This window comes from Paenibacillus sp. Soil766 (assembly GCF_001428105.1).
Lineage (GTDB): Bacteria > Bacillota > Bacilli > Paenibacillales > NBRC-103111 > Paenibacillus_E.
Window position 1 is genome coordinate 198,086 of sequence record NZ_LMSJ01000002.1, and the last position, 21,576, is coordinate 219,661.

18 protein-coding genes are annotated in these 21,576 nt (G+C 40.4%); 14 read left to right on the forward strand and 4 right to left on the reverse strand.

Annotated elements, in window-relative coordinates; genetic code table 11:
- Nucleotides 1-20 precede the first annotated feature (20 nt).
- Entirely contained in the window at nucleotides 21-1,715 is a 1,695-nt protein-coding gene (locus tag ASG89_RS02770; protein ID WP_057308770.1) for a polysaccharide biosynthesis protein, read from the forward strand.
- Between the two features lie 11 nt (nucleotides 1,716-1,726).
- Here the strand turns inward: ASG89_RS02770 and ASG89_RS02775 are convergent, their stop codons facing one another.
- Nucleotides 1,727-3,043: a DUF2515 family protein gene (locus ASG89_RS02775; RefSeq protein ID WP_157276494.1), complete on the reverse strand. Its 1,317-nt coding sequence runs from the start codon at nucleotides 3,041-3,043 to the stop codon at nucleotides 1,727-1,729.
- A 220-nt stretch (nucleotides 3,044-3,263) separates the two neighbouring features.
- Here ASG89_RS02775 and ASG89_RS02780 point away from each other — a divergent pair, with 220 nt between their 5' ends.
- From ASG89_RS02780 to ASG89_RS02805, 6 genes are all read left to right on the forward strand, one after another.
- Nucleotides 3,264-3,650 carry a GntR family transcriptional regulator gene (locus tag ASG89_RS02780; RefSeq protein ID WP_057308772.1) on the forward strand — a complete coding sequence of 129 codons (387 nt, stop codon included), beginning with the start codon at nucleotides 3,264-3,266 and terminating at the stop codon, nucleotides 3,648-3,650.
- On the forward strand, nucleotides 3,647-4,336 hold the full coding sequence (locus ASG89_RS02785; protein WP_057308773.1) for an ABC transporter ATP-binding protein: 690 nt from the start codon (nucleotides 3,647-3,649) through the stop codon (nucleotides 4,334-4,336). Before ASG89_RS02780 ends, ASG89_RS02785 begins: the two co-directional genes overlap by 4 nt.
- Nucleotides 4,333-5,166 (forward strand): hypothetical protein, encoded by an 834-nt coding sequence (locus tag ASG89_RS02790; RefSeq protein ID WP_057308774.1) that lies wholly within the window; start codon nucleotides 4,333-4,335, stop codon nucleotides 5,164-5,166. The genes ASG89_RS02785 and ASG89_RS02790 overlap by 4 nt, the downstream gene beginning before the upstream one ends.
- Before the next feature lie 70 nt (nucleotides 5,167-5,236).
- Nucleotides 5,237-6,463, forward strand: coding sequence for a hypothetical protein (locus ASG89_RS02795; protein WP_057308775.1), 1,227 nt, complete (start codon nucleotides 5,237-5,239; stop codon nucleotides 6,461-6,463).
- A 119-nt stretch (nucleotides 6,464-6,582) separates the two neighbouring features.
- Entirely contained in the window at nucleotides 6,583-6,888 is a 306-nt protein-coding gene (locus tag ASG89_RS02800; protein WP_057308776.1) for a DUF4183 domain-containing protein, read from the forward strand.
- Between the two features lie 5 nt (nucleotides 6,889-6,893).
- On the forward strand, nucleotides 6,894-7,322 hold the full coding sequence (locus ASG89_RS02805; RefSeq protein WP_057308777.1) for a DUF4183 domain-containing protein: 429 nt from the start codon (nucleotides 6,894-6,896) through the stop codon (nucleotides 7,320-7,322).
- A gap of 48 nt (nucleotides 7,323-7,370) precedes the next feature.
- Here the strand turns inward: ASG89_RS02805 and ASG89_RS02810 are convergent, their stop codons facing one another.
- The gene (locus tag ASG89_RS02810) at nucleotides 7,371-7,562 is read right to left on the reverse strand and encodes a hypothetical protein (RefSeq protein ID WP_057308778.1); all 192 of its coding nucleotides are present in this window, start codon (nucleotides 7,560-7,562) and stop codon (nucleotides 7,371-7,373) included.
- A 12-nt stretch (nucleotides 7,563-7,574) separates the two neighbouring features.
- A complete protein-coding gene (locus ASG89_RS02815) occupies nucleotides 7,575-8,414 on the reverse strand; it encodes an SPFH domain-containing protein (protein WP_057308779.1) in 840 nt (279 codons plus the stop codon).
- A gap of 749 nt (nucleotides 8,415-9,163) precedes the next feature.
- Here ASG89_RS02815 and ASG89_RS02820 point away from each other — a divergent pair.
- From ASG89_RS02820 to ASG89_RS02840, 5 genes are all read left to right on the forward strand, one after another.
- Complete coding sequence (locus ASG89_RS02820; RefSeq protein ID WP_057308780.1) at nucleotides 9,164-9,826, forward strand: TauD/TfdA family dioxygenase; 663 nt, start codon at nucleotides 9,164-9,166, stop codon at nucleotides 9,824-9,826.
- Nucleotides 9,827-9,843: 17 nt separating this feature from the next.
- On the forward strand, nucleotides 9,844-10,737 hold the full coding sequence (locus ASG89_RS02825; RefSeq protein ID WP_057308781.1) for a hypothetical protein: 894 nt from the start codon (nucleotides 9,844-9,846) through the stop codon (nucleotides 10,735-10,737).
- A 209-nt stretch (nucleotides 10,738-10,946) separates the two neighbouring features.
- On the forward strand, nucleotides 10,947-12,722 hold the full coding sequence (locus tag ASG89_RS02830) for an ATP-dependent nuclease (protein WP_057308782.1): 1,776 nt from the start codon (nucleotides 10,947-10,949) through the stop codon (nucleotides 12,720-12,722).
- A 229-nt stretch (nucleotides 12,723-12,951) separates the two neighbouring features.
- Complete coding sequence (locus ASG89_RS02835; RefSeq protein WP_082592649.1) at nucleotides 12,952-14,085, forward strand: helix-turn-helix domain-containing protein; 1,134 nt, start codon at nucleotides 12,952-12,954, stop codon at nucleotides 14,083-14,085.
- Nucleotides 14,086-14,400: 315 nt separating this feature from the next.
- A complete protein-coding gene (locus tag ASG89_RS02840; protein ID WP_057308784.1) occupies nucleotides 14,401-15,687 on the forward strand; it encodes an AbiJ-NTD4 domain-containing protein in 1,287 nt (428 codons plus the stop codon).
- Between the two features lie 258 nt (nucleotides 15,688-15,945).
- Here ASG89_RS02840 and ASG89_RS02845 read toward each other — a convergent pair whose 3' ends face one another.
- Nucleotides 15,946-16,848, reverse strand: a complete 903-nt coding sequence (locus ASG89_RS02845) for a helix-turn-helix transcriptional regulator (RefSeq protein WP_057308785.1) — start codon at nucleotides 16,846-16,848, stop codon at nucleotides 15,946-15,948.
- A gap of 239 nt (nucleotides 16,849-17,087) precedes the next feature.
- On the opposite strand from ASG89_RS02845, the gene ASG89_RS02850 reads away from it, so the two are divergent.
- Both ASG89_RS02850 and ASG89_RS02855 read left to right on the forward strand, forming a co-directional pair.
- Nucleotides 17,088-19,484 carry a glycosyl hydrolase family 95 catalytic domain-containing protein gene (locus ASG89_RS02850; protein ID WP_057308786.1) on the forward strand — a complete coding sequence of 799 codons (2,397 nt, stop codon included), beginning with the start codon at nucleotides 17,088-17,090 and terminating at the stop codon, nucleotides 19,482-19,484.
- A gap of 261 nt (nucleotides 19,485-19,745) precedes the next feature.
- Entirely contained in the window at nucleotides 19,746-21,446 is a 1,701-nt protein-coding gene (locus ASG89_RS02855) for a polysaccharide lyase family protein (RefSeq protein ID WP_057308787.1), read from the forward strand.
- The last annotated feature ends 130 nt before the right edge of the window (nucleotides 21,447-21,576 follow it).

Below are 21,576 nucleotides of genomic sequence, written 5' to 3' on the forward strand. Positions count from 1 at the left end.
AAGAGAGAGAAGGAACGGACTTGACGAAGGTAACCAAAGATTCCCTTGTAAAAGGGACGCTCATTCTCACCGTAGCCGCGCTTGTAGCGCGGTTTCTCGGCGTTTTTCAGCGAATACCGCTGGTGCATCTCCTTGAGGAGAAAGGGATGGGCAGCTATTCCATTGCTTTTAATTTATATTCGATCCTGCTCGTTATCGCAACGGCGGGTATACCGAGTGCATTAAGTAAAATGGTTGCCGAGAAGAGAGCCATCGGTCGACCACAAGAAGCGCAAAGGATTTATCGGGCAGCGATTTGGTTTGCTGTCGTGGCTGGAGTTGGGATGACGGTACTGTTATACGTCTTCGCGCCAATTTATGCCGAGAATATTTCGCATGGTGGACCGGATGCTACGTTAGCGACTAGAGCTATCGCACCAGCGATGCTGTTCTTCCCGCTTATCGCTATTATGCGCGGATACTTCCAAGGCAGACAACATATGATGCCTAACGGTATCTCGCAAGTGGTGGAGCAAATATTCCGATTGATTACATCGATTCTACTTGCCTTTTTCTTGCTTAATATTTCACTCGGTTGGGGCGTTGCAGGGGCTTCCTTCGGGGGTGTTGTTGGTGGTATTGCCGCACTTGCCGTCATGCTGTACTATGCGTTGAAGCTGAAGCGAAATGATGCGCAAACGCGCCAGTCCGTCGGGACTGCTTCACAAGCCGCGGCAGAGCAGATTGGAGCTGCACGAACAGGTGATCAACCAGCTGAATTGTTCAGGTATCGGGATATTTATCGAAGCTTGCTGAAGCTTTCGATCCCGATCGTCGTTTTCTCCGTCACCGTCACCCTGGTGTATGCGATCGATACCTCGATGATTATACCGATGCTTGAAGATTCAATCGGTGCCGCAGAGGCCTTAGGCTTAGTCGGGATCATTGGCGGCCGCGCGCAATCGCTTGCGGGGATTCCCATCATTTTGGCCATCGCATTGAGTCAATCCGTCGTCCCTATTATTTCGGCTGCGTATTCACGCAAAGATTTGAAACAAGTCGGACAGCAGACGACGCGCGTGTTGCAACTCGCGATTTTATCTGGTCTTCCTGCTGTACTTATGATTAGTATTGCGGCTAGGCCGATCGACTTCTTCGTGTTTGGGTATGAAGATTCCGCCTATGGGATTGCCCATGGTCCTGCGATGATTTCCTTGCTGACAGCAGGAGCAATGTTCCAGATCGTCATGCAGACCTCAGGAGCCGTTCTGATGGGCATGGGACGGATGAAGCCGTTGATGGCTCATGTTGGTGTAGGAATCGCGATCAAGCTGCTTGGCAGCTTTGTATTAGGACAATGGTTTGGAATTTACGGCATCATTATTTCAACAGGACTTTGTTTTATCGCGATGTCATGGCTGAATTTACGTTCACTCCGTAAGGAAGTATCGTTCACGATTCTGGGGCGTCGTTTCAGTGGACTTATGATAACGATCATTGTCATCGGCGTGGTTGGCTTTGCAGCGGAATGGCTGACGCACAACTATGTGGTGCCATTTCCTTGGTACCGTTTGAATCAAGGTATCCAAGCGGTGCTGATCTGCGGATTAACCGTGGCGATGTATCCCCTTATGCTCATGGTTACGCGTGTGGTGACGAAGGAAGATGTGAAGAGCTTTCCATCACCCATACAGAAGCTCATTGCGAAAGCGAGTCGTGTCTTGAAACGATCTTAGGAATAACGGCATCAGGGGATAAATTTCTTAATCGCTTGAGCGCCAACAATAGCCAATTCAATTTTGCTCAGACCGAGGCACATATCTTGTGTTAAGTCGTAATTAACCGGAGCCGAAATGGATCGGATATGCTTAATTGGTTCTTCCACATTAGTAAACCAATCTCCTCGTTCAACCGGCGCTAGCTGCCGATCAGGCCAAGCTGAGCGAAGAGGTGGACTATAGAACTGCGCTGCTCCTTCCTTTAAGTTGCAGCCATCAAGCCTCTCCTGATATTTAAGATCGGGAGGGGTTTTTCGTATGGGCGCGAACAGATGAGGCCAATAATCCGAGCGAGATCCGGTATGGGGAGTTGAAGAAGCAAACGTAAGGACACCTTGTAACACGCTTGGCACTCCGAAAAGAATCGCATATAAGGTTTTTCCGAACTCAATGCGTTCTGTGAGATTTTTGAAATTTTCAAGAATAAGGCCAGCAAGCCGTGGTTGAGGCAGCGATGCATCCGTTGAGTTGGATACAAAGGGGAATCCAACTTGATTAAGCTGCAGCCAAGCTTGTGTTTTGAAGAGAGGCGTGTCTAAGACGGTTCGTCGATACATAGGATGCTGGACAACACGTTCTTCAACGTAATTCTGTTCATTGACAATTAACCCAAGGGTTAGAAGGGCGGTATCTTGATAATGCCAGAAATCCTGCCAGATCGGGAGCATCCATGCGGATATTTGCAAATGAGGGAGAAGATGAAATAAACTGACTTTCCTTCGTTTACTTTCGGCATACAGCAGCATTTGTGGATAGGCATCTTGGAAGATAAGGGCATTCGCGCGTTCCAAAAAGGAAAATAAGTAATCTTTAGCTGTATTGCTGATCAAGTGAGGCAGCAGCTCCCCGCGCAAATCCGTCATGCACCATCCCCCATTGCGCGATACCATGTGAGCTAACAACGCCCAATGCAGCTCAGGAAAATCGCGATAGCATACCCAGTACGCTTGAGTACGAGTCACATTATTACGATTATTTATGCGAGTCTTAGCGACGATTTGTTCCACAATCTGTTGTTCTTGAAGTGTGGGTGAGGGAGATTTGACGCCTCCATGTTGTAAGGATAGTTGTTGGTGCAATGCTTTTTCTAATTTGGCCAGTGTAGCAGGAGGGATTTCGATGTTGGGAGTCGACGATCCATGCTCATGTTCAGCAAGCTCTGAGAAATTCATGAACTTGGCGGCCTGCTGTTTAACAAGCTGTACAACTGCACCCGGGAGCCCTCGCATTTTTCCGTAAAAACCTTGATTATCGTTGCTTTTCGGTGGAAGATTGACTCTCATCATGGCCTCCTTTCTGGAAACGCAATCCTTCTTTCTATTATTTGCATGTAACCAGTCAGGTATGTCAACGCGGTGGAAATAACAAAGTGAGAACCTATATTTATTCCAAATGTTGACAGAATATGTGTATGAGTAGTATAGTACACTTGTAGTGTATGAACTAGTTAGTACACACACTAAATAATTCCAGTTTTACCTAGAAAGGAACATAGGAGATGGGTAGATGAACATTACGTTTAATAATCGCGATCCCGTTTATCTGCAGGTTGTAAGGTATTTCAAAGAGGAAATGGCCACGGGCAGGCTGATAGGCGGACAGGAAATTCCGTCAAGGCGAGAGCTAGCAGGGCTGCTTCAAATCAATCCGAACACCGCACAGAAAGCTTATAAAGAAATGGAGGAGCAGAACTTGATCACAACAGCAGGTAATTCCCCGAGTCGGATAACGACGGATAAGCATATTTTGAATACCATTCGTGAAGAACTCATTCAAGAAGCCGTTGGGGTGTTCGTTCAATCCATCAGCAAAATTGGGCTGCCAACGGAAGAATTGCTGCGTGTTGTGAAAGAGAAATATGAGGCGGAACGCGTAAGGGAGGTATCGGAATGATCGAAGTGGATGCACTTGTGAAGCGATTTGGGCGAAAAAATGTATTGGAACAGGTTTCCTTTACCGCGGAGAAAGGCCAAATCACCTGTTTGATAGGGATCAACGGCGTGGGCAAATCTACGATTATGAAGGCGATTATGGGGTTGACCCCCATCCAAGGTGGAGCCATTCGTGTGGATGGCCAGATTCCAACTACGAAAACGTATGAAAAGGTTGTATTCATTCCGGACACCTTAACGATGCCCTCTCACATGAAAATTAAAGAAGCCATGCTATTTATGAAAGATTTCTATGGGAATTGGAATGAAGCACGGGCGGAGGAGTTGATCACCTTTTTCAAATTGAATCCTGAGGATCGACTTTCGAGCTTGTCCAAAGGAAACTCAGCAAAGGCGAATCTGCTGCTGGGACTTTCATTGGATGCGGATTATTTACTCATGGACGAGCCATTCTCAGGGATTGATATGTTCAGTCGCGAGCAAATTACAGCCGTATTCACAAGCCATTTGATGGAAGACCGCGGTGTTCTGATCACTACTCACGAAATTCAAGATATTGAGCATCTTATTGATAAAGTCGTTTTGCTGGATGGAGGGCGGGTTCGCAAACAGTTTTATCCAGAGGAAGTGCGCTCGAATGAAGGAAAGTCCGTTGTGGATGTCATGAGAGAGGTGTATGTGACTTGAAATTCTTTATTAAGTTGTTGAACTGGGAACTGGTACGGTTCAGCAAACTATATGGTGCCTTGGCGCTTCTGTTGGTGGTATCTCAATTTGTGGGGATTTGGCTAACGGCCCAATCCTATCTCAGTGATGCACATGCTTGGGTGGACAGAAATGGCGGAACAGAAGCACAGTACGCGGAAAACTTTCAAAAATTGAATCTTATTAATATTTTTCATTCGGTCTGGTACGAAGGAGCAATCAGTTTATGTGCAATCGTTCTGCTTCTTTATGTTTTCATGATTTGGTACAAGGAATGGTTCGGTCGGAATACGTTTGCTTATCGACTGCTTATGTTGCCAACTTCACGGATGAACGTATATTACGCTAAGTTAAGTGCGATTGTGCTGTTTGTATTTGGTTTTGTTTCCCTACAATTTGTGGTGATTCCGCTTCAATTGGCCTCCTTCCTTGCTATCATCCCAGCTGAACTAAGAGCAGCGGTTACTATTGGAGAACTGATCCGAAGAGATCCTTTGCTGAATTTGTTTATGCCTAGCTATGTTATGCAATTTATTTTGTATTATGGAGCTGGTATTCTAGGTGTTTTTGTACTCTTCACGGCCATACTGCTGGAACGAAGTTATCGATGGAAGGGCATTGTTGCGGGTATTCTGTACGGTGCAGCGGTTCTGACCTTGATCGTTTTGCCACAAGAAATAAGTCAATTAGGAATTACACTTCCGCTATTTCCAAGCGAAATCGTGTTGCTGCAGGTGTTCATCGGACTGTGTATGATCGCCGTTTCAATAGGATTTAGTTCCTATTTGCTGCGAAAAAAGGTAACGGTGTAAATTCTCGAACTCTCGAATTCTCGAGATTCGCATGAAAAGCTTTCAAAGACAATGCTAAGGAGGTGCACGCATGAAACGATACTGGCTGCTTGCTACACTGATACCCTTTTGTGTATTAGCTATGGGAACGTATTATGTGTCAGGTACTAGTGATCAGAAGCAGGAATATGTGTTGAAAACGATGAAAGGCTCAGAAAGCGATGCTGCTGGGCTGCAAATCAAGGTAGATATGGAAGGCATACAGACTATGGTTTCTACTAAGGGAAGCGAGTCTGGAGTCGAGCAACTCTCTTATTTCGAAAGCCTTGATGCTAATCATTACTATGAAAATGATTTGAAAAGGCTTGTCAAAGAGCATCGTTCATTCATGCGAGGGAAGAATGATGTGAACGCCTTTTATGAGGATGATCAGGTACTTGCGTATGTGGGTACTGAAGCTCACAATGATGTATCGAAGAAACAATCAAACCGGTTAACCATCTCATTAATGGGGAAATTGGACCAAGAAACATCATCATTTCAGGTTCTTACAGACAAGAAAAACGACGAATATATAAATATCCATGATGTTCAGGTCAAAGATCAGATTATGAAGGTACTTGTTAATCGTATGCGAACCGACAAATATCCGCAGTTCTATCATGTTGGATACGATATGTATACGATTGATCTTACAAGCAAAAGCTTGTTGAAAAGCGAGCAGATCCTGGCTGCTGAGACACGAGCGAATGAAATAAGAACGACCACATGGTATATATCGGGCAAAGATCGGATTGCCCCAGGTGGATATGCGATATTTGATCGCAGTGAAAATAAAATCGTAGATAAGGTCGAAAGTAAGACCGTAAAGAGAAATGAAGGGTTAGTAAATCGGGAGATTCGTGTATACGATATTTGGAACGGACAATGGCGGACACTGCAGAGTGAGCCACTGCATAGCTTTTTGATGGAGGATAACTCGATGGGGATGTCTATCCAGTATGTCAATCAAGAGCTATCATTGGCTGCTATATCGGAAAATAAAGATACTCACGTCATGGTAGTCAATGTAGTGGAGAATAAAGTGATTCGTGATGTTCAACTACCGCTTCAAGCTATTCAGAAAGAGTGGGGCAGAGTCAATTATAGCGTAGTAGAGAAGGATCGATTGTACCTACTCATGTCCGGTCGTCCCAAACCAGCCGCTGCAATCGTTGAACTGCAAACAGGGAACATTCTCTATCAGGGCGAGGTAGAGCGTAAGGATCAGAATAGTATTGGCTATATCAATGCGAACGGAATCAACGTGCAGGAATAAAACGGTAGAGAACCCCCTAATCACAAGGATCAGGGGGTTTTGTATGTCATAAATGGGGATACGTACTGCGTAAAATATCCAATTTTAGGTAAATATTCTCGCGTAGAATAACATAATCTATGAGCGGTAAGCGAGGTGATTCACATCCGGAAGCGCAAACGTATTTCTATTACGCCATTTCAGATGGAGACAAGCGTTGCTATACGGAAGAGGATCGTACCAAAGGCTATGGCGCTCAATCCATTCCTGACCCGAAAGTTGTTACCTATTCACAAGTTTTCGTTAATGGTGTGCTCCAGCCTAGCACGCTCTATCAGATAGATAAAGGTACGATAACGTTAATTTCGAGAGATGTACCTGAAAAAGGTGTTCCCATCATCGTGCAAAGCATTCGCATTTACAAGCGAAGAATGGGAAGGTGGTGAATTAGATGGCAGCCTCACTAATTAAACTTCATATTACAGCTGCGTTGGTTACTGCGCCCGTAGCTTCGAACGGTACAGTAACTACAACCGTGAATCCTGCAGTAACGAGATACAACGCACTGCTTACTCAAAGTATGATTTCGGGCACGGAAACAACCATTCTTGCAGAAGAGTTCCTGGATGATGATGGAGACCCCGTAGACCCGAACTCACTTCCAGCAGTACCTACTAGCGGATATATCAATGTATACGTCAATGGAGTGTTGCAAGAAGCGGCTCTCTCGAACTTAACAACGGCTTCATTGGTGCTTGCTACGATCGGAGCATCAGTTGGTACCCCTGTCGTTCTCGAAGTTACTGATTTCTCAAATACAAGCTCCGCGATTACTGTACCACAGACCATTTCTGCCCCAGCGATTAATGTTACAACGTAAGAAAACCAAAAACATCTTACATGCCTAGGGCATGTAAGATGTTTTTGGTTAGTCGTCCAATTCTTCATTCGTTTGCTGCGCGGCACTAGATTTGGAGAGTCGTCCCGAACGGAGGAGCGCTTCTCGGAGTAAATATTCAATGTGTCCGTTAACACTTCGGAACTCATCTTCTGCCCATTGCTCTAATGCCTGGTAAAGCTTCGGATCTAGTCGAAGCGGGAAATTTTTCTTGGGAGCCATACCATGGCCCCGTTAGTACAACGTTCCGGTATTAATGACCGGGCTCGCTGAACGATCAGATACAATCGCAACTAGGAGATTGTTGATCATCGCAGCTTTACGCTCCTCGTCAAGCTGCAGTCCCTTCGCTTCTAATTGCACGACAGCCAGTTGAACCATGCCCACGGCGCCTTCTACAATTATGGAGCGAGCGGATAAAATCGCCGATGCTTGTTGACGCTGCAGCATCGCGCTGGCAATTTCGGTGGAGTAGGCCAAATGAGTCAGACGAGACTCGATCACCTCAACACCTGCAACCGAAAGGCGTTGCTGAAGCTCCGTGCTCAGCTCAGCTGCAACTTCATCGGCATTTCCTCGTAACGAATAACCTTCTGTTTCATAACGATCATAAGGGTACTTGCTAGCCACATGACGTAGTGCAGTCTCACTTTGAATTTCAACGAATTTCTCATAACTATCTACATCGAACAAAGCTTTGTACGTATCAACGACTTTAAACACAATTACAGCGGCAATTTCAATCGGATTCCCATCGATATCATTTACTTTTAATTTGACACTGTTAAAATTCCGAACCCGCAGCGAAATTTTCTTATGAGAAGAGAATGGGATAACAAGCCATATTCCGCTTTTGCGAATTGTCCCAAGGTAGCTCCCGAAAAAAGTAATGACCGTGGCTTGATTCGGCTGAACGACAGTAAATGACGTCAGGGAGATGATGCTAACTACGATTAGAATAGCCCCAACGAGAAAGCTCATCTGTGTGAAACTGTAAATGCCTAGCCCAAGTGCGGCGAAAAATAAGAGTAGGCCAATAAAGCCATTAAATGACCCTGCTTTCGTTTCTTTCATAGATGTAAGCCTCCCAATACATATATTGTTTTGATATTTATATGATATCACTTTTTACTTTAATTGTAAAATGAAATATAAGAGCAAACACTTTTGTGAACAACAACTGATCAAGGAAAATAAAGATCGTTAGTGGAAAATAAAGTGTGTTAGTGGAAAATAAAGTTCGTTAGTGGGTGTTTACTTTTGTGAACGCCCATTTTTTTATTATTTGAGGTTCGTTATTAGTTTATGATAAAGGCTGTTGCCGGCGGGCATTAAACTAAAACTAAAGAGCGGAATGCCTTGTCTTAAGAACTGAGACCCTTAGCCCGTTGCTGAGAGTCTCTTTGTAGTAATCCACTCCAACTGACTGTGCAGGACAAGGAATATCGCGAATCATGTCAAATATTTATTGTGGAATATTATGTAAGTAAATAGGGAGTATTAACAAAGTGAAAGAAATTATTATTTCTATTACAATTATTGGAGGTGCGGTCCTAACCTTTGCCACTGGTATATATGCAGGAGCTTACATTGAGATTATTTAGGCATATATTAACCGGGATATCAAATTTAGTGTCGAAGCAATGGGTACCTCTCAAGTTTACCTGTATTATTCGCCACATAGTAGCAAGCATAATTTGGAGAATTTGTTGATAAATTCTTATTTAGCAAATAAGTAAAACTGGTTAAGTGTTTGATGGCCGGCTTGATAAATACTTATCAAATGGATAGAAGCAAACTAAATTTTCTATGGGGCGTGTAGTATGGATATTAACTTAAACAAATTGCGCGATAACGGATGGATATTCGAAAGGGAGAAATTAATTAACCAGGATAACCTACTACAACTAGCATTTGATTTGGGTGAGCCAATACCATCCAGGTTAAATAGTACTCTTATTGATACATTAGTGCCTATGGATGCGAATAAAGCAAAACCAAAGTCATTGAGTGCAGTATATGGAGTAGGGCAATTTCCGTTACATACTGATACTGCATACATAAAAATTCCAGCAAGGTATATTATTTTATATGCAAAGCAAATTGAAGGTGAAGTCCAGCCAACAACTCTATTGGATCTTAGTAAAATAGGGTTTTCTCAAGATCTTGAAGAGCGACTGGATAGATGTTTATACACCATTGCAAATAGTCGGCATAGTTTCTTGGCTACATTACGTGGGTATAGCAATATTCACAGAAAGAAATGGATCAGGTTCGATTCAAGTTGCATGCGCCCAACGAATAAGGAATCATCTGTTACAATGAACGAGCTTAATGATTCGATCTCTAAAATTAAATTGGAAATAATAAACTGGTCTCAAGGCGATATCTTGATCATAGATAATTGGCGCTGTTTGCATGGGCGAGGTGTAGCTAATTCAAGCGCCAAAGCAGTTAGGGTTATAGAAAGAGTTACAATACTATAAGAAATAGGGAGGCCATTATGATAGACTACGAATCTTTATGGAACAAATCCAAATTATTCATAGGAAAAGCAATTAACAGACGTGACGAAGGCGATTTTTCAGAGTTCCAACTCTGGGCATCTCTTTCTTTGGAACTCTTAGGAAAGGCTGCATTAACATATAAGCACCCGTCATTGATTGTTGATCCCAACACTCCAAATGGATTCTTGGTTGCCATTAACGAGTCTCAGAGTGTGGATTTTAAGACAATTACAGCAAAAACAGTTTTTGAACGCCTTCAAAACTTAGTAAATGTTTCTCGTTTTGATGCTGATACAAAGAAATTTTGCATGACGCTAGCAAATCACAGAAATGAGGAATTGCATTCTGGAGCACTTCCTTTTGTAGGAATGAATATGGACCACTGGTTGCCGAAGTTTTGGGATGTATGCAAAATGCTTCTTGAGTTTCAAAACAAATCGTTAAGTGATCTGCTCGGACCAAGAGAAGCAAGAGCGGCAGAAGAGATTATTCAAGCTAGGTCCGTTAGTTTGAAGGCGCTAATTGAAGCTCGAATTCAAAGACATCGTACAGAAGTGAGGCAAAAATACGAAGGGCCAGTTCCTCGAGATATGTTGAAAGTGATCCCTGTACTAACAGATGATGATCAGGAAACCATTTCATGCCCTTCTTGCGGTGGACACGCAGTAATATACGGAGAAATTTTAGATGAAGGACCAGAATATATCGACAAGGAGGAGCCTTGGATAACATATCAGGATAATCAATATGAAATCACGTCATTAAAGTGTAGGGTTTGCGATTTGAAACTGAATAGTTTGGACGAGGTAACCGCCGCTGGCATAGATCATACATTTGAGAAAACAATCACTATTGAACCTGATTATGAACCCGATTATGGAAATGACTAAAATGCAATGTAACAATTAGAACTAGGTAATTCAGATTTGGGATGGTAATTATATTTTTATGATTAATTATGATATTCACATGATGCGTCCCGCATTTTAGAGATTGTTTAGCGGGACGATTTTGGGATGGCGATCTATATTCATATCATAATTTGTTTCACTGTGAATTGCTTAGTACTTTCAACTAAGAATTAGAGGTGCATTATTCAATGAGCAATATTCGTATTGAGGGCATAAAAGTCCAAAATTACAGGTCATTTGGCCAAGAAGTTACAGTAAGTTTTCCTAATAGCGAATATAAAAAACCAGTAGCAATAGTGGGATACAATAATGCAGGTAAGACAAATTTTCTTAATTCAATTTTGTATGGAATAACAGAAAAGTATGTGACTAAAGATACCTTTACAATCAACGACTTCCACAAAAGGTCTTATAGCAATATACCTAAAATTGTAACTAAAGTAACCAGTAGTAGCGAGCCTAAAGTTGAATGGGGGACGGCGAATCTCACTGGATATCATTTTTTAGAAATCAAACTCGATGGTCATGAAATAGAGAGCACAAAAATTAGTTCATATGATGATTACAATCAAAGTAACAGGAGTTCTGGCGCTTTCGGTGCAGCAAAGTATTTTAAAATATTCTACATAAACTTCCATGAAATTAAAAAAGAAATATCGACAAAGAAAACAAGTTGGGGAAATCTGTCTTCTTTTCTAGCAAAGCATATCAAAAGCATAGTTGATACAGACAATATTATGGTCGGCAAAAAGGATGTTTTTAAAGGGGAAGTAAAAAGCGCGACTGATAAAGTACTTGCAAACTCAAAGTTAAATGAGTTTCTTTGCAAAATACAATTTAATTATTCAACAAATTTAAGACAGAATCAGTGCCACATTGAATTTGGATTACCTGATTATGAAGATATATTTTTAGAGATGATGTTTAAAGTTGGTCTTAACGGAGATATGGATAATCTAGTTCCAATTGACCATTTTGGCGATGGCTACATCTCTATGTTTGTAATGGCAGTAATTCAAGCAATAGCGGAGAGCAACGAAGTTGACAAGTGCCTGTTTTTATTTGAAGAACCTGAAAGCTTTTTGCATGAAAATCACCAAGAATATTTCTACAAAACCGTCCTTTGTGGATTAGCAGAAAAGGGACATCAAGTAATTTATACAACGCATTCTGACAAAATGTTGGATATATTTGATACCCGAGGCTTGATTCGTTTTGAGTTTGATGAAATAACAAAGCAAACTGTTTTAAAGTACAACAAGCATAATAAAGAAATTTTCGAAGATAAAGATGATGAAGCACTATCTGAAATTAAAGATTACAACAATTATATTAAGTTAATTGAACCCAATCTAAATAAAATAATATTCAGCAAAAAAGTATTACTAGTGGAAGGCCCCAACGATCTGATGACGTATAAAGAAATTATCAGGAGATATGTATTAGGTATCACAGGTGATGAGAAGTTTGCTGCAACATTTTTGAATTTTAATAATATTGCTATTGTTCCTCATCATGGTAAATTAACCGCTTCGATATTAATAAAACTCTGTAAACATTTTGGTATTGACTATTTTGTGATTAATGATTTCGACTTTAAACAAGATTTTGTCTCACAACTCACCTTTACATCAATCGAAGAGTTACAAAAAAGCCATCTCTACAATGAAGGTTTAGAGCAAATTATTATTTTTAATTCCAAGGGTGAAGCATTGAATGATAAAACCAAACGTTCAATGATAACAACGAATTGGAGATTAATTTCGGAGGCATCCTTTGAGAAAATACATTTTAACATTCCAAAACTTGAGTCGGTTATAGGCTATGACTCCAATGACAAAAACAGTGTCGGAATCTGGAAGGCACTCAAAGATATCTCTCAATTTGGAGAGGAAATTTTCCCGATAAAACTTCAAGAATTCCTTGAGATAAATCAGATCAAGAAGAAGGATTCATCTTCTTAATTATTTATCCACACAAAGGCACCCTCAATGATCTCTTGAGTCCCGACTTTAGATTTGAGCATTTAGTCCACTTAACAGTGTACGTGATCTTTTGTTGCGCTTTTGCCAGGAAGCCGCTTCACTGCTCTGAATCCGGAATACAAGCATTAACTATGATAGTCAGTTGTTCGTTGCAACTTAGCATGATGGACAAACATTAAAACAGCTAACCTATATTAATTGAAAGGGCATGGAAGAAATGACAACTTTTCATAAAGCTTTCGATGAAGTGACGGAAAACGATTTGAAATTATTAATTGAAAGTGGTGCTACAGAAGGGTTACAGCTCGAATTTAAAGAAACGATTTCAAATAATATCAGTCTAGTTGAAGAGGTAGTTGCGTTTGCAAATACACAAGGAGGAGATCTTTTTATAGGGGTGAAGGAGAGGGATGGGACTCCGGTTAATGTTAGTGGTATTGATATCAACCCGGATCAAGAAATTTTAAAGTATAAGCAGTGGGTAGAAACTAATACTGATCCAGCTCTTACAAATATATTATATAGACATATTTCCTTGGCCAATGGAGGGCATGTTATCCATATCCGCGTACCAAGGAGCTGGAATGGGCCGCATATGGTAAAGAATTACAAGTTTATGATACGTACAGCCTCTGCTAAAGTCCCTGCAGGTACATCTGATATTAGAAGAATGATGAATGTTAGAGATCATTTTCTTGAGCAATACAATCGATTTCGTGTACAACGTATTGAAAAAACATTAAATGTATACAAACAAGAGACGCCACTTGTACTAGTTCACTTCTTACCAACTTCTGCATTTGATATCGAATCAAATTATCCTTTAACCGAAACGCGAAATAGTATTAATCTTTCTATCCTGGGCGGTTCAGGATATAACCAAGGAATAAATGCACATGGATTATACTATCAATCTATTGGTGCCAATGGTTATAGGGGGCATACCCAAGTATTCCGGAGCGCTATTATTGAGCAGGTGTCAAACCTTTCGTTTAATTATCGTGAAAGCTATGATGAGCCACGTAAAGAGTTTTTTAGCGCAACACATTTTGAAGATTCTCTTAGAGAATCAATTCTTAATCAATTAATAAATTATAGAGAGTTAAGCATGCAAGATCCTTTTTACATATTTGTTAACATAATTGGGGCAAGGGGGGTAATAGGAAGTTCTTACGGGGCATCTTTCATTTCAGCTCCTCAATCAATTGATGATGACTTCCTTCAACTACCAGAAATAATGATTGATTCGCATGTAAATCAAGATTTAGAAAGGGTTATTTTAACAATTATTAACTATTTATGGAATGCCTTTGGATTTGTAAGTAAGCCAGAATATGGTTAATACAAATAACATTTTAACATTACAAATCTCAATATCCATTAATTTCGGCTAGGATGCATTTGTGTCATTGGACAGATAACTCTACACTAGCGGCTGATTATGAGAGGACGAAGTGTGTCCAAACGCCTTTATTAGGGAAGTGTTCAAGGAAATAGGACCACGTTTGAAATTTGCGCTATAGTGTATCGCTTTGACAGAGTTTGAATGAATAGCCCGACTCTGGAAATTTCATTTATTTAATCCAATAATATTAGTAAATCTTAGAAATTAGATTATTCTGTCAACAATCGTAACAAAGGAGTAGCAATCAAACAAATGAATTCCATAAGTGAGATAACCAAACGTGATATTTTCGATTTGTTTAAATATGGGATGGATATACCTGATTTATGGGAGATGCAAAAAGTGCAGTACAATTACTTTGGAAGGTTAGAAGAATTCGAGTTTTGCAAGAGACTATATGATTTAAAGGAAATGCCAAGTCTAGATAAAAGGTACTGCAATGCTGAAGAAGATATTTGGCAACATACAGTAAACAATGATGATTATCCATTTTGTTGGGTATTTGAAGACGAACGATTCCAATTAAAAAACGGAAGTGATGAAATATATTTAAAATTCATCTGTGAGATTTTTCATCCGACAGTAAGAAACGAGAATGGATATTGGGAAAAGTTTCTGGACGAAGTTAACAAATTCCTTAAAAACGATGGGTATGAAGTTTTCCCAGCAGGAAAGATTTCCAACCGGGATGTCTATAGTTGGAGGATTTATAATTTAGCAGAAAACAAACTATTTATTCCGTTTTCTCAAAGGAATCAAAAGGCAATTAAAGAGAAAAGAATGCCAATTTCAATCAAAAAGAACGCTAGGAATCAAATATATCAACTGTTTGAAAAAAATAATGATGTTTATCGAAAAACAGATAAAACTACTGGTTGGGATTACGATGTTACAACAAATGAAGAGGTTATCGCTGATATTCGGCAATTTTACATACCTAAATGTTTTAATGAGCAGGGTCAGTATGAGGAAACTAATAACTTAAAAGATTTTGTGTTTTCAAGTTCACCCAATTGTGTACTCGATGCAATAGAGTTTTTTGAAAATTATAACAAGAATACCGATTTCGAGGCAGAAGTTAATGCAATTTTTAAACTGAATGAAGTTCCTTTCAAGCTGAGTAATGGTAAAGTCGCAAGCACATTTAATATACAAATAAAGGATAGTGCATTAATACCGATTCAGGAAGCAGGTCTCAAAGAGTTGCTCCAAGAAGCAGCAAACTATTACGATAAAGGTAATCTTAATATTGCTGTTGAAAAACTATGGGACGCTTTTGAGAGGCTTAAAACATACTATTCTCCTACTTTGGACAAGAAGAAATCTGTAAGTAAGATTATTGGAGATATGAGCGGTCAAAAAGCTCATTATATGGATCTATTTGAAAAGGAATTTATTGAGCTTACGCAAATCGGGAACAGCTTTAGGATTCGTCATCATGAAACAACAAAAATCAATATTGAGGATGATAGACACTATGATTATTTTTATAAGCGTTGTCTATCACTAATTTCAGTTTCGGTTCAATATTTAGCCTAAGGTGATCTAGATTAATTAAATTAACGTCTGCCGCGTGCAGCCCTTTATTGTATGCGACAGGGAACGGGGAGGCCGAATTTGTCGGGTTTCGATACCGTGCGATTAAGGAATGAGTAGTAATGGACCATTTGGCTATGAACTGTTTATAGAAAAACCTTCATGAAAATAAAGAAAGGCGACTCAATTCCGAATGGAATTGAGTCGTCTTTTTGTTCATGTACTTCATAACTAAAATTATAAATATGAGTAAATAGCAGATCACTGATACCTAGCTTTATATTGGGATGGAGAAAACCCCATCACGTTTCTAAACATCCTGGAGAAGTAATGGATGGAAGAGAAGTTGTACTTATGAGCGATTTCACTAACGCTTAAATTGCTTGTACATAAATCTTTTGCAGCCTGATAGAGTCTTCGCCGCTGAACATACTCTTTTGGAGTATATCCTGTTTCATTTTTAAATAACTGATGAAAACGACTCTTCCCGATGTTAAGATCCTTCGCCCATTGATAAATATCGATTTCCGCTTGCTCAAATGGTATGCTTTCAATCTTCTCAAGAATTTGGGCAATTCGAGGCTCGTACCACGAGTCATTTTTTACAGCAAACGATAAATATTGGTAAAGGAACGTTTGGAAAGCAGCGTTATATTGCAGGGATTCAATTGGGCTTCGTGCTCCGAGTACGGCTGGGGGTTGAGTAAAGGCATTGTAGTGTGATAGCCAGATTGATATATTACTGACTTTCATTACCGTATGGATCTTTAAGCTTGGAAAAAAACTCGTCCATTCTTCCCTAAATGGTTGCTCGATTGATGCAAAGTAATCTTTTTGATAATTAAAATCAGGTCTGTTCGTATATTTCCAATCAAAATAAGCACAGCGATGGATCATTAATTGATCATTATGGGATATCCATTGATGAGGGACTCCAGATGCGATAAACACAATTGAACCTGCCTGCATAGGGTGCTCTATTCCATTTAATAAAAGCACACCACTTCCTTCTTCGACGAGAATAATCGCATTAGCATAACATCGCCTCAGGGGAGATTGTTCAGTTTCTATGAATTCGTACTTCTGTGCAAATAGAAGCATTGGATTAATATCCGAATAGCGCGTCAAGTAATCAACTCTATAACGGTAGAGAGGAATTTTCATAGCGGCACATCCCGACGAATCTAGATTTTTCTATATAAATATACTATAGCGCAGTGCTATTTGTGCTACAAGATCATAATTGTAGTTTCTCAGATGTTTATTATTCTAGAGACATCGAAACAAAAAAGCCAGTTAATTTATATTGGAAAAAAGGACAAATCATTTGCTTTTATGCAAAGACAGCTGCCATATAAGCAAGTATTATAAGAATGAATTTACTTGAAGAGGAGATACGATAAATGACAAATAGTGAAGTTACCAAAAATAAACTTAATTTAAAATATCCTGCTTCCTGGTGGAGAAATATGTGGAGAGAAGGTTTACCATCGGGGAATGGAAAGATTGGAGCTTCCGTGTATGGTGGTGTAAAGGAAGAGACAATTCTACTCAATCATAATAAGTTATGGCATTTAGGTCGCAAGGATACATTACCAGACGTGGGGCATACCTTAGCAGAAACGAGAAAGCTGATGCTCGAAAGCAAGTATTTGGAGGCTAGTTGGCATCTAACAAACCAGGTTAAAGATTCAGGTTATGCAACCGAGTTAGCCTCAAGACTTCCATTAGGTGATATTAAGCTATCGATGCCATGTTCCGGGGCATTTCGTAAGTATGGTAGAAGTGTGGACATGGAAACAGGTGAAGTAACAGTCCGATGGGAAGATGCTAACATAGAATATGAAAGAAAACTATTTGTTTCCCGTACGGACGATGTAGTTGTCTATGAAATTAGCAGTTCTGAGGGAATAGTAGAAGGGGAGTTTTGGTTAAATTTACATCAGACAGATGATCCTGATTCCTTGGCTGTATATAAAAAATTGGCGGAAACGCTCGAGGTCAAAACGGATGGCTCTTACTTGTACTATGCAGCTACAAATGATGATGGAAAAGACTTTGGTGCTGTGCTGCGAGTTATTGCATCAGATGGACGAATCACCGCTAAGGATGGAAAAATTCAATTTGCAGAGGCAAATAAAGTTCTAGCCTTGGCGAAAGTGTTCACCCATGGAGACAGAGAACAAGAATGGATAAGATTACATAATGAGCTTTCAAGCATGGATCAGACCTATAAACAGCTACTTGCTTCTCATCTTATTGAGCATCAGAGATTGTTTTTATCCACTACATTAAACTTATTCGGCGAACAGGATCATCTATCAAATGAAGAGTTACTGCTGCATGCTTACGATGGTGAGGCACCTACTAGCTTAATTGAAAAAATGTGGGCATACGGAAGGTACTTGTTTATATCGGGTACAGCTTCAGACGGCATGCCATTCGAAATGTATGGACTGTGGGCAGGGGATTACAAGCTTACATGGTCCCATAATATGGCTAATGAGAACGTTCAGATGATGTATTGGCACGCCATGGCTGGAGGTTTAAGTGAGATGATGCCGGCGTTGGTACATTACTATGAAAGTATGATGGATGATTTCAAGGATAATGCGAAGAAACTCTTTGGTTGTCGTGGAATCTATATTCCTGCTGGTACAACTCCTGGAATTGGTGTTCCTAACCAGATCGTTCCTGTCATTATGAATTGGACGAGTGCTGCAGGTTGGTTGGCTAGACATTATTATGAATATTACTTATACACGGGAGACAAGGAATTCCTACTTGAGAAAGTACTGCCTTTTATGAAGCAGATTGCGATGTTCTATGAAGATTATCTGGATACGGACGAAAATGGCCGAATTTGTTATTTTCCATCCGTATCTCCAGAAAATACGCCACTTAATTTCATGCCGAAAGATGGCAAACCACTTGCACACCCAATGCCTACGACGATCAATGCTACCATGGATCTGGCTATTTTAAAAGAGCTGCTGACACATCTTATTCAAGGCAGTCAAGAAGTTGGTGTATATGCAGATGAAATTGGCAAATGGGCAAATCTGCTCGAGCGTATACCAGCCTATCAGATCAATGAAGATGGTGCACTTCGTGAATGGATGCATCCAGACTTTGACGATCGCTATGAGCACCGCCATTTGTCGCATATTTATCCGATTTTCCCAGGTCAAGAATTCACTAGAGAGCTTTCTCCTGAATTGTTTGATGCATTCGAGACGGCAGTAAAGAAAAGATTGATCGGCGCGCAGAGCGGTTGGTCTCTTGCCCATATGGCAGCCGTTTATGCACGCTTGGGGGACGGAAGCAGTGCCGTCGAATGTCTTGATATTCTATCTAGATCATGCCTTTTGAATAATTTCTTTACACTGCATAATGACTGGAGAAATATGGGGATCTGCATGAACATGGTCGAGGCTCCAATTCAATTGGATGCTTCAATGGGATGGGTTAACGCCGTACAGGAAATGCTTCTTTATGTTTCACCTTGGTTAGTCAAGTTGTTACCTGCCGTGCCAGACAAATGGAAAAAGGGCGAATTCACAGGACTTTGCTTCACTACGGGGACGATTTCAATGTCATGGGATAAACAGATTGGAAAGTTTCAAGCAAATCTTGTTGCCAATAGGGAGACAAACATAACTTTGAAGTTGCCTGAGTGGTTTAACGAGTATAGTTTCTCAGGTTCAGGCGTTGCGATTGCTTCATCCACTTTCGGTAAAGGATATTACGAGTTGAAGATGATGGCAGGGCAATCGTTGGTAATAACAGTCACAGAGTAGTAGCAAAAATATAAAATTGTTTGTGCTAATTCATATCTTTCTTGCACATAACCAGACAAAATCATCAATGAGACTGTCTGGTTATTTTTTTTATATATGTACACAGTGCTTTAAAACGTTCCTCTTTCTTTGTAAAACCTCTATTGGAAATAAAGGGGGTGAGATATATGTAAGAGAGTAAGCGGTTACAAAAATGAAGGTGTAGGTTTTACATGAAAATCAGACGAAAAAGTCAAACCAAAAATGAATTGGAGGTTTTTTATGTCAATGATTAGTAAAAACTTTCGTATAATCCTTGCTTTCGTATTACTGTCCATCGTCTTCTGCATGCAGAAGGTAAGCCCGTTACCAATTGCTAGCGCAGCAGGTACAGTGACACTGACCGCTGACACCACCGCAAGAACTGCAACTATTTCAAATGAGTACATAACAATAAGGTTTGATAGCTCTGGAAAGGGGGTTTCTCTTAAAAAAGGCGGCACAGAGTTAATTGGATCTGCAGCAGGCTTTTATTGGTCAACGGAAAATGGAGGCCTTTCACCAACTCAACTCCAGATAGTGACAAACACCTCTGATATGGTAGATATTGCGTATGTAGGTTCAGCAGGGGAACTGCATTACGTTGTGCGAAGTGGGGTTAGTGGGGTGTACTCGTATTATGTGACAGACTCCGTTGGAACAATTGCTGAGCTAAGGACAGTCTATCGAGTGGATGGTCAAATTTTTCGAAACGCTTATATTGGTGAAAGAAGTGGTTCTTTGCCGACACTCGCACAAATTCAAGGCGCCACGGAATTACAAGACAGCACCTATCAATTAGCTGATGGTACTATCTACACGAAGTATGATTGGGCAGGTTATTATAAAAACGATTTTGTGCATGGCGTTTATGGCAATGGCTATGGCGTTTGGGTAATTCCTGCAAGTAAAGAATATAATGACGGTGGACCATTGAAACAGGATTTGATGGTACATTTAGAAAGTAACACTGGAGATGCAGTGGTATTAAACATGCTGACCTCCAGTCATTTTGGAACTGGCAGCAGAACTCTCCCGAGTGGAAAAATATTCGGACCGTGGCTGGTGTACGTTAATAATGGAAGCAGTTCCGATGCCGTATCAAGATCTTCCACAGAAAGAGCTGCGTGGCCTTATAGTTGGCTCTCCGATTCCAGCTATCCATTATCGCGGTCTACAGTAACGGGTAATCTACAGGTTGCTGATGGCAGATCGACTTCAGGAGCTACGGTTGTATTGGCAAAGTCAGGTGAAATTTATACACAAGGCAACGATTACATGTTCTGGGCTACGGTTGATTCCTCTGGTAATTTCAGTATCCCTAAGGTTAGACCAGGTACATATATGTTATATGCCTATGCGACTAGTGGGGATATAACTCACCAATATTCGAAGAATATAACAGTGAGTGGAATAACGACCGATTTAGGCACTTTAACATGGGCACCACAGAATTATACAAATAAACTTTGGCAAATTGGGAAAGCGGATCGTAAGGCGACAGAGTTTAAATTTGGCAACATATCTAGACAATATGGTCTGCCTGCCCAAGTCCCTGCCAATTTTACATATACAATCGGTACTACACACTCTAGCGATTGGTACTATGCCCAGACAAAGATCGGTAGTTGGGATATTAATTTCAATCTTACAAGCACATATAGTAAAAACGCTTATTTGACTGTTGCTATGGCTAGCATAGCTAAAAATCCTATAACTGATGTCTTCGTAAACGGAACGAACATTGGAACATTAGATTATTCAAGCATAAATGATGGAACAACGTATCGGAGTGTTACGGAAAGTGGCAGATATCAGTTACAGGAGATTAGTTTCCCAGCTTCTTTACTCATTGTTGGTACCAATACAGTATCACTTAAAATGAAGAGCGTTGGAACAGATGGCGGCATTTTGTATGATACGATTAAGTTGGAAGCTAATTAAGCAATAGGTATGAAATAAAACAGCCGATTTCATTTGAGTAGGTTACTTGGTTCCTAATCCGGGTAGGTCTAAATCGAATGATATTGGCTGTTTTTTCAATGTTACAGACTCAGGGTATGCTTGAAAAATG